Genomic DNA, 13,980 nt, shown 5'->3' on the forward strand with positions numbered 1-13,980 from the left:
CCGCAGTCAAGCATCGCCCATCGGCGGGATCGCCAGAATATCCACCGTCGACGCCCGCAGCACATGCTCGGTAACGCTGCCGATCAGCAGCTTGGTCAGGCCGGTCCGCCCGTGGGTCGACAGCACGATCAGGTCCGCCGCCTCTTCCTCGGCGGCCTTCAGGATCTCATGCTGCGCCGCCGTCACCTTGTGGCGGACGATCTGCCGGACATCGCCGAGGCCAGAGGCCGACACGAACCCTGCAAGCGCAAGCGCCGCCTGCCGCGTTTCATCCGCAAGGTGACCCTCCTGCCCGTCCTTCGGCATCGCATGGCTGAAGGCCAGCCGCAGCGCCGGCGCATCGAACACATGCAGCAACGAACTGCGCGCCGCTCCCGCGATCTCCAGCGCCGCAAGCCGCCGCAGCGCATCGCGGGACCCCTCCGACAGGTCGGTCGTCTGCAACACGTGCCGATAGGGGCCCGCAGGCGCCGCATTCACCATCAGCACCGGGCAATGCACCAGCCGGATCGTCCGCTCTGCCGTGGTGCCGATGAACACATCCCGCAGGATCTGCCGCCGGTGCGGCCCGATCACCAGCAGGTCGGGCTCCATCTCCGCCACGGCGGTTGCCACCCCGGCAAAGGGCGAGGCGAGGATCACCCTTGTCTCGCACGCCACCCCATCGACATCGCGCAGGGTTGCGGCCATCTGGCGCAGCAGCCTGCCCGCTTCCTGCTGCTCGGCTTCGACGATGCGCCGCGGCTGATCGTCATCGACGACATGGATCAGCGCGAGGCTGGCCCCGAACTGCCGCGCCAGCAGGGTCGCGCGCCGCAGCGCCCGGTCGGAACGCTCTGAAAAATCGGTGGCCAGCAGGATCTTCTTCATCGCATTCCCTTCCGTCCGCGCCATTCCTGCCCGGCAGGCTCCGGGGAAAACGCGCCCGGCAACCTGTCCGAAGAACTTTTCTTGCGCTATGACAGGTTACAGGCAGCCAAACCCCATGAAAAGGCATTCGGAATGGTCTTGAGGCAGTATCCCCCCGCGCGCCCCCCCGCGCACTGCGCCGGAGCACCCCGCATCAGGGCGGGCACAGCCTCATGGACCTGATCGCCCAATCCCCCTTCACCGAGATCGCCGCGCTGCTGGTCATGGCCGCCGCCATCGGCTTCCTCGGCATCATCCTGCGCCAGCCACTGATTGTCAGCTTCATCGCGGTCGGCCTGATCGCCGGCCCCTCGGCGCTGGACGTGGTGCGCTCCGACGAGCAGATCAGCCTGCTGTCGGAACTTGGCATCGCCGTGCTGCTGTTCCTCGTCGGCATCAAGCTCGACGTGAAGCTGATCCGCTCGCTTGGCGCGGTCTCGCTGCTGACCGGGCTTGGTCAGGTCGCCTTCACCTCGATCTTCGGCTTCCTGATCGGGCTGGCCCTCGGCCTTGGCACCGTCACCAGCCTCTATGTGGCGGTCGCGCTGACCTTCTCCTCGACCATCATCATCGTCAAACTGCTCTCGGACAAACGCGAGATCGACAGCCTGCACGGCCAGATCGCGCTTGGCTTCCTGATCGTGCAGGACCTCGTCGTTGTGCTGGCGATGATCGTGCTCTCGGCCATCGGCATCGGGTCGGCCGAGGACGGGCATGGCGGCGGGTCGGTGACGGTGGTCCTGATCTCGGGCGTGGCGATGGTGGCGCTGGTCATCCTGTTTGTGCGCTATGTCGCCAACCCGCTGACAGAGCGTCTGGCGCGGGCCCCCGAACTGCTGGTGATCTTCGCCATTGCCATGGCGGCGATGTTCGCGGCCATCGGCGACATTGCCGGCCTCGGCAAGGAGGTGGGCGGCCTGCTGGCCGGCGTCGCCCTCGCCTCGACACCCTACCGCGAGACCATTGCGGCGCGCCTGGCCCCGCTGCGCGACTTCCTGCTGCTGTTCTTCTTCATCGCGCTCGGCTCGGCGCTGGACCTGTCGCTTCTGGGCACCCATGTCACCGGGGCCATCGTCTTCTCGCTCTTCGTGCTGATCGGCAATCCGCTGATCGTCCTCGCCATCATGGGGGCGATGGGCTACCGCAAGCGCACCGGCTTTCTGGCCGGCCTGACGGTCGCGCAGATCAGCGAGTTCTCCCTGATCTTCGTCGCCATGGGCGTTTCGCTGGGTCATGTGCAGGAGGATGCGCTTGGCCTCGTGACCATGGTCGGCCTCGTGACCATCGCCGCCTCCACCTACATGATCACCTATTCGCACCAGCTCTACGCCCTGTTCGAGCCGCTTCTGGGCGTGTTCGAGCGCAGGGGCACCCCGCGCGAGCCGTCCGAGGCGGGAGCCCACCGCAATGACGGGCCCAAGATCATCATCTTCGGCCTCGGCCGCTTCGGCACCGCCATCGGGATGCGCCTGCACAAGCGCGGCATCAAGGTGCTGGGGGTGGACTTCAACCCGCTCGCCGTGCGGCGCTGGCGGGAGCTTGGCCTCGAGACGGAGTTCGGGGATGCGACCGATCCCGAATTCATCGCCGAACTGCCGCTGCCGCGGGCAGAGTGGATCGTCTCCACCGTGCCGATCCATCCCACTGGGCTCAGCCATGAGGATACCCGCAGCACGCTGATCCAGCTGACCCGCAGCTCTGGCTTCCACGCCCGAATCGCCGTCGCCTCGCATCACCAGCGCGACACCGAAGAGCTGTTCGCCTCGGGTGCCGATCTGGTGCTGGAGCCGTTCCAGGACGCCGCCGACCGCGCCGTCGACCTGCTCTGCGGCGGCGCGGAAGAGGAGCGGACCGAGATCCCCGCAATCGATTCCGAGGAACAACGGGGGTCCTAGGTATCGCCCCCCCGGGGGGGCACCTGCGCCTCCGGGTGGGGCGAAGCGCTGCCCTGTGTTTCCCCCTTGCTTTATTTCCCGCCCGACACTATCCCCATCGGCGGGACACCCTTCCCCAACGAAGGGCGATTATCTGTAAGGATACCATCATGGCACTGACCGCCCCGGCCGCGCGCCCGGCTAATCCGCGTTTCTCTTCGGGCCCTTGCGCGAAGATCCCCGGTTTCTCCCTCGATATGCTTGGCGATGCGCCCTTGGGCCGTTCGCACCGTGCCAGCGTTGGCAAGGCCAAGCTCAAAGAGGCGATCGACCTCACCCGTGACATTCTGGGCGTGCCCGCGGACTACCGCATCGGCATCGTCCCCGCCTCCGACACCGGCGCCGTCGAGATGGCGCTCTGGTCGCTGCTCGGCGCCCGCCCGGTAGAGATGCTGGCCTGGGAGTCCTTCGGCGAAGGCTGGGTCACCGATGTGGTGAAACAGCTCAAGCTCGACGCCACCGTGCGCAAGGCGCCTTACGGCGAGATCGTCGATCTGGCCGAGGTCGATTTCGACAAGGACGTGGTCTTCACCTGGAACGGCACCACCTCGGGTGTGCGCGTCCCGAACGGGGATGCGATCCCGGCCGACCGCGCGGGCCTGACCATCTGCGACGCGACCAGCGCCGCCTTTGCGATGGACCTGCCCTGGGACAAGCTCGATGTGGTGACCTTCTCCTGGCAGAAGGTTCTGGGCGGCGAGGGCGGGCATGGCGTGCTGATCCTCAGCCCCCGCGCGGTCGAACGGCTGGAAAGCTACACCCCCGCCTGGCCGCTGCCGAAGATCTTCCGCCTCACCGCCAAGGGCAAGCTGATCGAGGGGATCTTCGTCGGCGAGACGATCAACACCCCGTCGATGCTGTGTGTCGAGGATTACCTCGTCGCCCTGAAATGGGCGCAACAGGTCGGCGGGCTTCAAGGCCTCATCGCCCGCTCGCAGGCCAATGCCGCGGCGATTGCGGACTTCATCAAGGCGAAGGACTGGATCGCGAACCTCGCTGTCGATCCGGCCACCGCCTCCACCACCTCGGTCTGCCTGAAGTTCACCGATCCGCGCATCCTGGACGGTGCCGCCTTCGCCAAGGCCGTCGCCAAGCGGCTGGAGAAGGAGGGCGTCGCCCTCGATGCCGGCGCCTACCGGGATGCGCCCGCTGGTCTGCGGATCTGGTGCGGCTCGACGGTCGAGGCCGCCGATGTCGCCGCGCTGATGCCCTGGATCGAATACGCCTTCGAGGCCGAGATCGAGGCGCAGGCCAAAGCCGCGTGACCTGTCCCGCCGGGCAAGTCCCGGCGGACCCTTCCCGAAATTCACCCATATGAAAACCATACGGTTTCCATACGCATTCCATATCCTCACAGGAGCCCATCATGGCCCCCCGCGTTCTCGTTTCCGACGAACTCTCCGAAACCGCCGTGCAGATCTTCCGCGACCGCGGGGTCGAGGTGGATTACATGCCCAAACTCGGCAAGGACAAGGAAAAGCTGGCCGAGATCATCGGCCAGTATGACGGCCTTGCCATCCGCTCGGCCACCAAGGTGACCGACAAGCTGCTGGCGCTCGCGCCCAACCTCAAGGTCATCGGCCGCGCCGGGATCGGCGTTGATAACGTTGACATTCCTGCCGCCTCGCGCAACGGCGTGATCGTGATGAACACGCCCTTCGGCAACTCCATCACTACCGCCGAACATGCGATTGCGATGATGTTCGCGGTCGCCCGGCAGCTGCCCGAAGCCTCGGTTTCCACCCATTCCGGCAAGTGGGAAAAGTCGCGCTTCATGGGCGTCGAGCTCTACAACAAGACCCTCGGCGTGATCGGCGCCGGCAATATCGGCGGCATCGTCTGCGACCGCGCCCTTGGCCTGCACATGAAGGTGCTGGCCTATGATCCCTTCCTGTCGGAAGAGCGCGCCAAGACCATGGGCGTGACCAAGGTGGAGCTGGACGACCTGCTGGCAAAGGCCGATTTCATCACCCTGCATGTGCCGCTGACCGACAAGACCCGCAGCATCCTGAACGCCGAAGCCCTTGCAAAGACAAAGAAAGGCGTGCGGATCATCAACTGCGCCCGCGGCGGCCTTGTGGATGAGGCCGCCCTTGCCGAAGCCCTGAAATCCGGCCAGGTCGCCGGTGCCGCCTTCGACGTGTTCGAGGTGGAGCCCGCCACCGAAAGCCCGCTCTTCGGCCTGCCGAATGTGGTGGTGACCCCGCATCTGGGCGCCTCCACCACCGAGGCGCAGGAGAATGTCGCCCTGCAAGTCGCTGAACAGATGTCGGACTATCTGCTCACCGGCGCCGTGCAGAACGCGCTCAACATGCCGTCGGTCACCGCCGAGGAAGCCGCGGTCATGGGCCCCTGGGTCAAGCTTGCGGGGCATCTCGGCGCCTTCGTCGGCCAGATGACCGACGAGCCGATCAAGGCGATCAACATCCTCTACGATGGCCATGTCGCCGAGATGAACCTGGCCGCCCTTAACTGCGCCGCCATTGCCGGCATCATGCGCGCCACCAACCCGGCGGTGAACATGGTCTCGGCCCCGGTCATCGCCAAGGAACGTGGCATCCAGATCTCGACCACGCAGCAGGAAAAGTCCGGCGTGTTCGATGCTTACATCAAGCTGACCATGGTCACCGAGACCCGCGAACGCTCCATCGGCGGCACGGTGTTCAGCGATGGCAAGCCGCGCTTCATCCAGGTCAAGGGCATCAACATCGACGCCGAAGTCGGCCAGCACATGCTCTACACCACCAACAAGGACGTGCCCGGGATCATCGGCGCGCTTGGCGGCACGCTTGGCAAGCACGGGGTCAACATCGCCAACTTCACCCTTGGCCGCGCCGCGGCGGGTGAGGATGCCATCGCGATCCTGTATCTGGATGAGCCGCTGCCCGAAGAGGTGAAGACCGATCTGGAAGCGACGGGCCTGTTCCAGCAGGTGAAGCCGCTGGAATTCGAAGGTGTCTGACCCGGCGGAACCCGCCCGCAAGGCGTGGGTTCACTCCCCGGTGGTTCGACGTATCGTCACACCCGCGCTATAGCAAACGGCAAGGCCCCCTGTCCCGAATCGGCAGGGGGCCTTTGCCCTCAAGTTTCGGAGACGCCATGCGGACCTATGCCATCGGTGACATTCACGGCCATCTCGACCTGCTGAAGGCCGCCCATGCGCTGATCGCGGCCGACCGGGCGGCGATCGGCGATACCGAGGCGCCGGTGGTGCATATCGGCGATCTGGTGGACCGCGGCCCCGACAGCCGCGGCGTGATCGACTTTCTGATGCAGGGTCAGGCGCTTGGCGCGCCCTGGGTGGTGCTGAAGGGCAACCATGACCGGCTGTTCACGCTGTTCATGAACGATCCAGCCGACCGCGACCCCGGCCTGCGGTCCGAGCTTGCCTGGCTGCATCCGCGCATCGGCGGGGGCGCGACGCTTGCATCCTACGGCCTGCACGCGCCGGCGGACCGGCCGCTGGGGCAGGTCCATGCCGAGGCGCTGGAGGCGGTTCCGGCAGCGCATCCGGACTATCTGCGCCAGCTGCCGACCTGGCATCTGCGCGATGATGTGCTGTTCGTCCATGCAGGGGTGCGCCCCGGCGTCGATCTGCGCGACCAGCGCGAGGATGACCTGCTGTGGATCCGGCACGAGTTTCTGGAGGATACCCGCGACCATGGCGCCCTGATCGTCCACGGCCACACCGCGCTGTCCGAGGCCAAGCATTACGGCAACCGCCTGAACCTCGACAGCAGCGCCGCCTATGGCGGGCCGCTGACGGCCGTGGTGATCGAAGGGCGCGAGGTCTGGCACCTGACCGATGCCGGCCGGGTGCGGCTCGACCCGCCGCATCAGGCCGCCGCGGCGGAGTAGGCTTTACCGCGGCGCGAAGCGATTCACCGGCATCTTCAGGTAGCTGTGCCCGTCTGCTTCGGCCGCGGGCAGCGCCCCGCCGCGCAGGTTGACCTGCAGCGCCGCGATCATCCGCTCGGGCAGCGCCAGCGTCGCATCCCGCGCCTCGCGCCGGGCGATATACTCCTCGCGGACCGTGCCCGCCTTCACATGGGCGTTGCGCGCCAGATGCTCGGCCACCGTCGCCATGCAGCGCGGCGCGGCCTCCTTGGCCGGGTAATCATGGCCGATATACAGCCGCGTGTCCCCAGGCAGCGCCAGGATGGCCTGCAGGCTGTCCCACAGCACCGCCGCACTGCCGCCGGGAAAATCGGCGCGGCTCGACCCGCTTTCCGGCATCATCAGCGTGTCATGCACGAAGGCCGCATCCCCCGCGACATAGGTGATCGAGGCCAGCGTGTGCCCGGGCGACAGCATCACCCGCACCGGGATATTGCCCACCATGAATTCGTCGCCTTCGGCAAACAGCCGGTCCCAGCAGCCGCCATCCGGGGTCTCCTCCGGGCTCCAGTTGTAGAGCTTCTGCCACAGCGCCTGCACTTCGCGCACCTTCTCGCCGATGCCGCGCGGCACGCCGCCAAACCGCTCCGACAGGATCCGCGCCGAGCTGAGGTGATCGGCATGGGGATGGGTGTCGAGGATCCAGGCAGGCGTGATGCCGGTGTCGCGGAGATAGGCCTCGATTTCATCGGCGCTGTCCGTCCAGGTCGCCACCGCCTTCGCGTCATAGTTCCAGACCGGGTCCACCACCGCGCCCTGCATCGTCGCGGGGCAGTGGAACACATATTGCAGGCTGCCGGTGGGGCGGTCGAAAAAAGACTGGACGACGGGGCTGTGGGCGGGGCCATGGGCGGGGTTAGTCATATGCGGTCTCCTGAATGCGTTCCGCCCAAGGTGGGGGTGCGTGCGCCGGTGTCAACCCGGCCGCGGCAACATGCGCAGGCAATGCCGCAGCGCGGGAACCGCCGCAAGGGGGCTGCGTTGGGACCGGGGCCGGGGAGTGCCCATGGCCAAGGGGGCAACATGCAAGGTCCAGTCTGTATCATCGCCAATACCGGCGCAGGGAAGAAGAAGGCCGCGCGGCTGGACGCCTTGCTGGGCCCGATGATCGAGCGCATCGGCGGCCATCCCGAGGTGCGGATGATCCGCGAGGGCGAGGATATAGCCGCCGCGGCGCGATCGGCCCGCGCGGGTGGCTTTGCGACCATCATCGCCGCGGGCGGGGACGGCACCATCTGCGCCGTCGCCGCCGAACTCGTCGGCACCGACATCGCCATGGGGGTGCTGCCACTTGGCACGTTCAACTTCTTCTCGCGCTCTCTTGGATTTCCAGAAGATCCGCAAGAGGCTGTCACCGCGCTGACCGAAGCCGAACCGCGCCGCATCGCGGTGGGTGAGGTGAACGGCCAGATCTTCCTGAACAATGCCAGCCTCGGCCTCTATCCCGCCATTCTGGAAAGCCGCGAGGCGATCTACAGCCGCTGGGGCCGCTCGCGCATGGCCGCCTATTGGTCGGTGATCCGCACCATCGCCGATTTCCGTCGCCCCTCGGTGATGAAGGTCACCATCGACGGCGAGGCGCGGCGCACGCGCGCCCCGATGGTGTTCGTCGCGGCCAATGGCTACCAGCTTGACCAGTACGGCCTGCCGGGCACCGAGTGCCTCGACCAGGGCCAGTTCGCGGTGTTCCTCGCCCCCGATTGCACGCGCGGACAGCTGGTGCGCTTTGCCGCGCGGCTGGCCCTGAAGCAGGCACGCCCCGAGACGGATTTCGAGATGCTCTGCGGAACCGAGATCGTGATCGAGACCCGCAAGCCCCGCCGCACCATCGCCCGCGACGGCGAGCGCAGCAAGATGACCGGACCGTTCCGCTTCCGGATGCTGCCCGGCGCGCTGAAGGTGCTCGCCCCGCCCGCGGCCGAGGAAAGCTCGGCCAGCGTTGCCAACCGCATTGCCGCCGAAGGGCCGGATGCCGCCAGCGGCGCCGCGGCCTGATGGCGAGGCTGCTACACCTGTCGGACCTGCATTTCGGCCGCACCCGTCCGGGGCTGCTGCAACCCTTGGTCGATGCCGCGTGGGCGCTGAAGCCCGATGTCACGCTGATTTCCGGCGACCTCACGCAACGCGCCCGCGAATGGCAGTTCGAGGCGGCGGCAAACCTGATCGCCGATCTGCCGCAGCCGGTGCTGACGGTCCCCGGCAACCATGACATTCCGCTGGACCGCCCGCTCTCGCGCTTCCTGCGCAGCTTTTCCGCCTACAAGGCTGACATCTCGCCGGATCTGGAGCCGATGCTGGACCTGCCGGGGGTGCGGATCGTGTCGGTCAACACCGCCTGGCCCTTCGCCTTCGAGCATGGAAAGGTGCGTGCCCGCAGCCTTGCCCGCGCCGTGCAGCGCCTGCAGGAGGCCCCCCCCGGCGTGCTGCGCGTGGTGATGCTGCATCATCCGCTGGTCCATCCGCCCGGCGCCCGGAAAGAGCCGATGCCGAATGGCGAGGCCGCCGCGCGGGCCCTGTCGGATGCCGGGGCCGACCTTGTGCTTTCGGGCCATCTGCACACCTGGGGCGCGGCCGCCGACATGCTGCAAGAGGGGCGCCGCGCGATGCTGCAGGTCTCGGCCGGCACCGGCCTCTCGACCCGGCTCCGCGGCGAGGACAACGACTTCAACCTGATCGAGACGCTGTCGCAGCCCCCGGTTCATGCCTTGCGAGTCACCCGCTATGTGGCGAAGACTGGCGGCGACGGCTTTGCCCCCGGGGCGACAGCCGATTTCGTCGAAGGAGACACCGGATGGCGCCCCGCGGACTGATCGCCCTTGCCCTCTCGGTCCTTGCCACGCCCACCCTCGCCGAAGAGGTCGGCCGCGTCGGCGTGGACTGGACCGGAAATGACATCGTGATCGAGGCGCTGGCCGATCCCAAGGTGCCCGGCGTCACCTGCCATCTGGCCTTCTTCGAGCGCAGCCTGATCGACCGCGTCTCGCAGGGCAACTGGTTCGAAGATCCCTCCAACGCCTCCATCGCCTGCCGCCAGACCGGACCGATCACCCTGGGCGATATCGACCGCGGCGAGGATGGCGAGGAGGTGTTCCGCGAGGGGCGATCCCTGATCCTCAAGTCGCTGCGGGTGCGGCGGATCTATGATGCCGAGAACAACGTGCTGATCTACCTCGCCCATGCCCGCGAGCTGGTGGAGGGCTCTGCCAAGATGTCGATCTCGACCGTGCCGCTGTGGGAAGCCGCCCCGGTGGACTGAGACAATTTTCCCTTGCGTCACATGGCCCGCGCCGCTGGCATTGGCGCTGGCCCGGGTCTAACCTGCCCGCAAATCTGCAGGGGAGAGAGACCATGACCGATATCGTCATCCTGTCCGGGGCGCGCACCGCCATCGGCACCTTCGGCGGCAGCCTCGCCGCGCTGCCGCCCATCACGCTCGCCACCATCGCCTCGCGCGCCGCGCTGGAGCGGGCGGGCGTCGAGGGCGCCCAGATCGGCAGCGTGGTCTTTGGCCATGTGCTGAACACCGAACCGCGCGACATGTACCTGTCGCGCGTTGCCGCGATGGAGGCGGGGGTGCCCGACACTGCCCCGGCGATGAACGTCAACCGCCTTTGCGGCTCTGGCGCGCAGGCCATCGTGTCTGCCACGCAGGCGCTGATGCTGGGGGATGCCGATTTCGCCCTTGCCGGCGGGGCCGAGAGCATGAGCCGCGCCCCCTATATCCTGCCGGCTGCCCGCTTCGGCCAGAAGATGGGCGACGTGCGCGCGCTCGACATGATGACGGGCGCGCTGACCTGCCCCTTCGGCACCGGCCATATGGGCGTGACCGCCGAGAACGTCTCGCGCGAGCATGACATCAGCCGCGCCGCGCAGGATGCCTTCGCGTTGGAAAGCCAGCGCCGCGCCGCCGCCGCCATTGCCGAGGGCCGCTTTGCCAGCCAGGTCGTCCCGGTCGAGATTGCCGGGCGAAAGGGCACGGTGATCTTCGACACCGACGAGCATCCCAAGGCGACCAGCGCCGAGGCGCTGGCGGGGCTGCGGACGGTGTTCCTCAAGGACGGCACCGTCACCGCCGGCAATGCCAGCGGCATCAATGACGGCGCGGCGGCACTGGTGCTGGCCCGCGCCTCGGCGGCCGAAGCCGCGGGCCTCAAGCCCCGCGCCCGCATCCTTGGCTATGCTGTCGCCGGGGTGCGCCCCGAGGTGATGGGCATCGGCCCGGTGCCCGCCGTGCAGCAGCTCTGCGCCCGCATCGGCCTGACCGTCATCGACTTCGACGTGATCGAATCGAACGAGGCCTTTGCCGCGCAGGCCCTTGCGGTCAACGCCGGCCTCGGGCTCGACCCGGCGCGTGTGAATCCCAATGGCGGCGCCATCGCCCTTGGCCACCCGGTCGGCGCCACCGGCGCGCTGCTGACGGTGAAGGCGCTGTATGAACTGGAACGGACCGGCGGGCGCCGCGCGCTGATCACCATGTGCATCGGCGGCGGACAGGGCATTGCCCTTGCGATCGAGAGGATCTGAGCCGCACTCCGCGAAATCGCTGCGGTGCGTCGTTTTTGCGCGACTGCACCGCAGCATCTTGCCGCATCATTCGTTTCACCAAGGTGCTGCCGTCCGGTCTCCGGGCGGCAGAGAATTGGGAAGCCGGTCAAACTCCGGCGCTGCCCCCGCAACGGTAGGGCAGGGAAAGGGGCGCGAGGGCCACTGAACCGGAGGAGGTTCGGGAAGGCGCGTCCCCGCCAGCGGCACGTGTGCCAAGGCCCCTGCCAAGCCCGGAAACCAGCCTCGGACCAGCCAAGCCGCGGTGGGCGGCACGGGGCTGCCTTGCCGGGCGCGTTCCTCGCACGCCCCGCCTGTGCGCCCCCTCGTCCATCGCCCAGCCCCGCCCCCAAGGGCAGATGAGGACCGATGATGCGCGACGCCGATGCCCTTGCCCTGCTGCTCAGCCGCAAGAAGAACCACTCCCTGCCGCAGCCCTTCTACAACGATCCCGGCATGTTCCAGCTGGATCTGGAGAAGTTCTGGTATCAGGACTGGCTGTTCGCGCTGCCGTCGTGCGAAATCCCCAAGACCGGCAATTACATCACCATGCAGGTCGGCGCCTATCCGGTCGTGGTGGTGCGCGGCGCCGATAGCGTGATCCGCGCTTTCCACAACACCTGCCGCCACCGCGGCCAGCGCATCTGCTCGGCCATCAAGGGCTCGGCGCCCAAGCTGGTGTGCCCCTATCACCAGTGGACCTATGAGCTTGACGGCCGCCTGCTTTACGCCCGCGACATGGGCCCGGATTTCGACGCCGGCAAATACGGGCTGAAGCCGGTGCAGTGCCGCGAGGCGGGCGGGATGGTCTTCGTCTGTGTCTCGGACACGCCGCCCGCCTTCGATGCGCTGGCCGAAAAGCTGGACGCCTATGTCGGCCCGCACCGGCTGCAAGACAGCAAGGTCGCCTTCGAATCGACGATCATCGAGAAGGCCAACTGGAAGCTGGTGATCGAGAACAACCGCGAATGCTATCACTGCTCGGGCAGCCACCCGTCGCTGTGCCGCACCTATTCCGACAGCCCGACCATGACCGCGATGGAGGGTCCCGACGCCGCCGCCCCCGAGATCATGGCGCATTGGGCGCGCTGCGAGGCGGCGAACCTGCCCTCGCGCTTCGTCAACCATCCGGCGATGCAGTGGCGGCTGGCGCGGATCCCGCTGCTGAACAATGCCGAAAGCTTCACCATGAGCACCAAGCCCGCTGTGTCCAAGCGCATGGGCGATGTGCCCTTCGACAATGCCGGCAGCCTGCTGTTCTACCACTACCCCAACAGCTGGAACCACTTCCTGGCCGATCATGCCATCGTGTTCCGCATCCTGCCGCTGTCGCCCACCGAAACGCAGGTGACGACGAAATGGCTGGTCCACAAGGACGCGGTCGAGGGTGTGGATTACGACCTGCAGAAGCTGACCGAGGTCTGGCTCGCGACCAATGACGAAGACCGTCAGGTGGTCGAGGAAAACCAGTACGGTATCAACTCGCCCGCCTATGAGCCCGGCCCCTATTCGACGCTGCAAGAGGAAGGCGTGATCCAGTTCATCGACTGGTATTGCGACACGCTCGGCCAGCGCCTGACCGGCCGCTCGATCATGGCCGCCGAATGAGCGGGGGCGATTTCCACTCGGCCTTCCGCCCTTCCGCGCCTTGGCGCGAGGAGGAGCCGCTGGAATGCACGATGGTGATCCCCGAGGCGCCGGGGGTTGCCAGCTTCTGCTTCCGCGCGCCCTCGGGTGCGTGGTTCGACCATGCACCGGGGCAGTTCCTGACGCTGGAGCTGCCGCTGCCCACCGGCACCGTCCACCGGACCTTCACCATCTCGTCCAGCCCCTCGCGCCCCTTGTCGATCACCATCACCGTCAAGGCGCAGGAGGTCAGCCTCGGCACCCGCTGGATGCTGGACCACCTGACCCCCGGCACCCGCGTGCGCGCCTTTGGCCCCGCCGGGGTGTTCACCCTGCCCGATGCCGCGCCGCGCAAATACCTGTTCATCTCGGCCGGGTCGGGCATCACGCCCATGCTGGCGATGACCACATGGATATGGGATTCGGGCTTCGAGCCCGACATCGCCTTCGTCCATTGCGCCCGCCGTCCGCAGGACCTGATCTTCCGGCAGCGGCTGGAGCATATGGCCAGCCGCACCCCGGGGCTCAAGCTGCACTGGGTGGTGAAGGAGGATGATCCCTACCGCACCTGGACCGGCTATCGCGGCCGCTTCAACCAGCTGATGCTGGGCCTGATGGCGCCCGATTACCTTGACCGGGAAGTGTTCTGCTGCGGCCCCGAGAGCTTCATGCAATCGGTGCGCGACATGCTCAACGCGCTTGGCTACGACATGGCACGCTATCATCAGGAAAGCTTCCACGCCCCCGCCGCGACCGAGGCCGAGGTGCCGGAAATCGACGACGTGGTCCCCTCCGACGACCGAACCGCCGAGCTGCATTTCACCGCCTCGGGCGTGACCGCCACCTGCCGCGAGACCGATACCGTGCTGACGGTCGCCCGCGCCTCGGGGCTCAACATCCCCTCGGGCTGCACCTTCGGCGTCTGCGGCACCTGCAAGGTCAGGAAGACCGAGGGCGAGGTGGTGATGGTGCATTCGGGCGGCATCGCCGATGAGGATATCGAGGCGGGCTATATCCTTGCCTGCTGCTCGCGTCCCATCGGGCGGGTGTCGGTCGAGATCTGATAGGCGGC

12 protein-coding genes and 1 riboswitch are annotated in these 13,980 nt (G+C 67.3%); of the genes, 10 read left to right on the plus strand and 2 right to left on the minus strand.

What is annotated here, in order from left to right; translation table 11 throughout:
* Positions 1 to 6: 6 nt before the first annotated feature.
* On the minus strand, positions 7 to 870 hold the full coding sequence (locus GVY41_RS01705) for a universal stress protein (protein WP_161342746.1): 864 nt from the start codon (positions 868 to 870) through the stop codon (positions 7 to 9).
* Positions 871 to 1,082: 212 nt separating this feature from the next.
* On the opposite strand from GVY41_RS01705, the gene GVY41_RS01710 reads away from it, so the two are divergent.
* The 4 genes from GVY41_RS01710 (at position 1,083) to GVY41_RS01725 (ending at position 6,701) form a co-directional block, all read left to right on the plus strand.
* Positions 1,083 to 2,804, plus strand: coding sequence for a cation:proton antiporter (locus tag GVY41_RS01710; RefSeq protein ID WP_202456064.1), 1,722 nt, complete (start codon positions 1,083 to 1,085; stop codon positions 2,802 to 2,804).
* Positions 2,805 to 2,953: 149 nt separating this feature from the next.
* A complete protein-coding gene (locus tag GVY41_RS01715; RefSeq protein WP_161342748.1) occupies positions 2,954 to 4,108 on the plus strand; it encodes a phosphoserine transaminase in 1,155 nt (384 codons plus the stop codon).
* A 101-nt stretch (positions 4,109 to 4,209) separates the two neighbouring features.
* On the plus strand, positions 4,210 to 5,805 hold the full coding sequence (serA, locus tag GVY41_RS01720; RefSeq protein ID WP_161342750.1) for a phosphoglycerate dehydrogenase: 1,596 nt from the start codon (positions 4,210 to 4,212) through the stop codon (positions 5,803 to 5,805).
* 137 nt (positions 5,806 to 5,942) lie between these two features.
* Positions 5,943 to 6,701 (plus strand): metallophosphoesterase family protein, encoded by a 759-nt coding sequence (locus tag GVY41_RS01725; RefSeq protein WP_161342752.1) that lies wholly within the window; start codon positions 5,943 to 5,945, stop codon positions 6,699 to 6,701.
* 3 nt (positions 6,702 to 6,704) lie between these two features.
* On the opposite strand, the gene GVY41_RS01730 is transcribed toward GVY41_RS01725, so the two are convergent.
* Positions 6,705 to 7,604, minus strand: a complete 900-nt coding sequence (locus tag GVY41_RS01730; RefSeq protein WP_161342754.1) for an MBL fold metallo-hydrolase — start codon at positions 7,602 to 7,604, stop codon at positions 6,705 to 6,707.
* Positions 7,605 to 7,763: 159 nt separating this feature from the next.
* Between GVY41_RS01730 and GVY41_RS01735 the strand changes: the two genes are divergently transcribed.
* The 6 genes from GVY41_RS01735 to GVY41_RS01760 all read left to right on the plus strand — a co-directional run bounded on the left by GVY41_RS01735 (position 7,764) and on the right by GVY41_RS01760 (position 13,972).
* Positions 7,764 to 8,735 carry a diacylglycerol/lipid kinase family protein gene (locus GVY41_RS01735; RefSeq protein WP_161342756.1) on the plus strand — a complete coding sequence of 324 codons (972 nt, stop codon included), beginning with the start codon at positions 7,764 to 7,766 and terminating at the stop codon, positions 8,733 to 8,735.
* Positions 8,735 to 9,550, plus strand: a complete 816-nt coding sequence (locus GVY41_RS01740) for a metallophosphoesterase family protein (protein ID WP_161342758.1) — start codon at positions 8,735 to 8,737, stop codon at positions 9,548 to 9,550. The genes GVY41_RS01735 and GVY41_RS01740 overlap by 1 nt, the downstream gene beginning before the upstream one ends.
* The gene (locus tag GVY41_RS01745) at positions 9,532 to 9,996 is read left to right on the plus strand and encodes a CreA family protein (RefSeq protein ID WP_161342760.1); all 465 of its coding nucleotides are present in this window, start codon (positions 9,532 to 9,534) and stop codon (positions 9,994 to 9,996) included. Before GVY41_RS01740 ends, GVY41_RS01745 begins: the two co-directional genes overlap by 19 nt.
* 92 nt (positions 9,997 to 10,088) lie before the next feature.
* Entirely contained in the window at positions 10,089 to 11,264 is a 1,176-nt protein-coding gene (locus tag GVY41_RS01750) for an acetyl-CoA C-acyltransferase family protein (protein ID WP_161342762.1), read from the plus strand.
* Between the two features lie 64 nt (positions 11,265 to 11,328).
* Positions 11,329 to 11,545, plus strand: a riboswitch (cobalamin riboswitch).
* Positions 11,546 to 11,651: 106 nt separating this feature from the next.
* On the plus strand, positions 11,652 to 12,890 hold the full coding sequence (locus tag GVY41_RS01755; RefSeq protein WP_161342764.1) for an aromatic ring-hydroxylating oxygenase subunit alpha: 1,239 nt from the start codon (positions 11,652 to 11,654) through the stop codon (positions 12,888 to 12,890).
* On the plus strand, positions 12,887 to 13,972 hold the full coding sequence (locus GVY41_RS01760) for an FAD-binding oxidoreductase (protein WP_161342766.1): 1,086 nt from the start codon (positions 12,887 to 12,889) through the stop codon (positions 13,970 to 13,972). Before GVY41_RS01755 ends, GVY41_RS01760 begins: the two co-directional genes overlap by 4 nt.
* Positions 13,973 to 13,980: the final 8 nt, after the last annotated feature.

The organism is Frigidibacter albus, from assembly GCF_009908165.1.
Lineage (GTDB): Bacteria > Pseudomonadota > Alphaproteobacteria > Rhodobacterales > Rhodobacteraceae > Frigidibacter > Frigidibacter albus.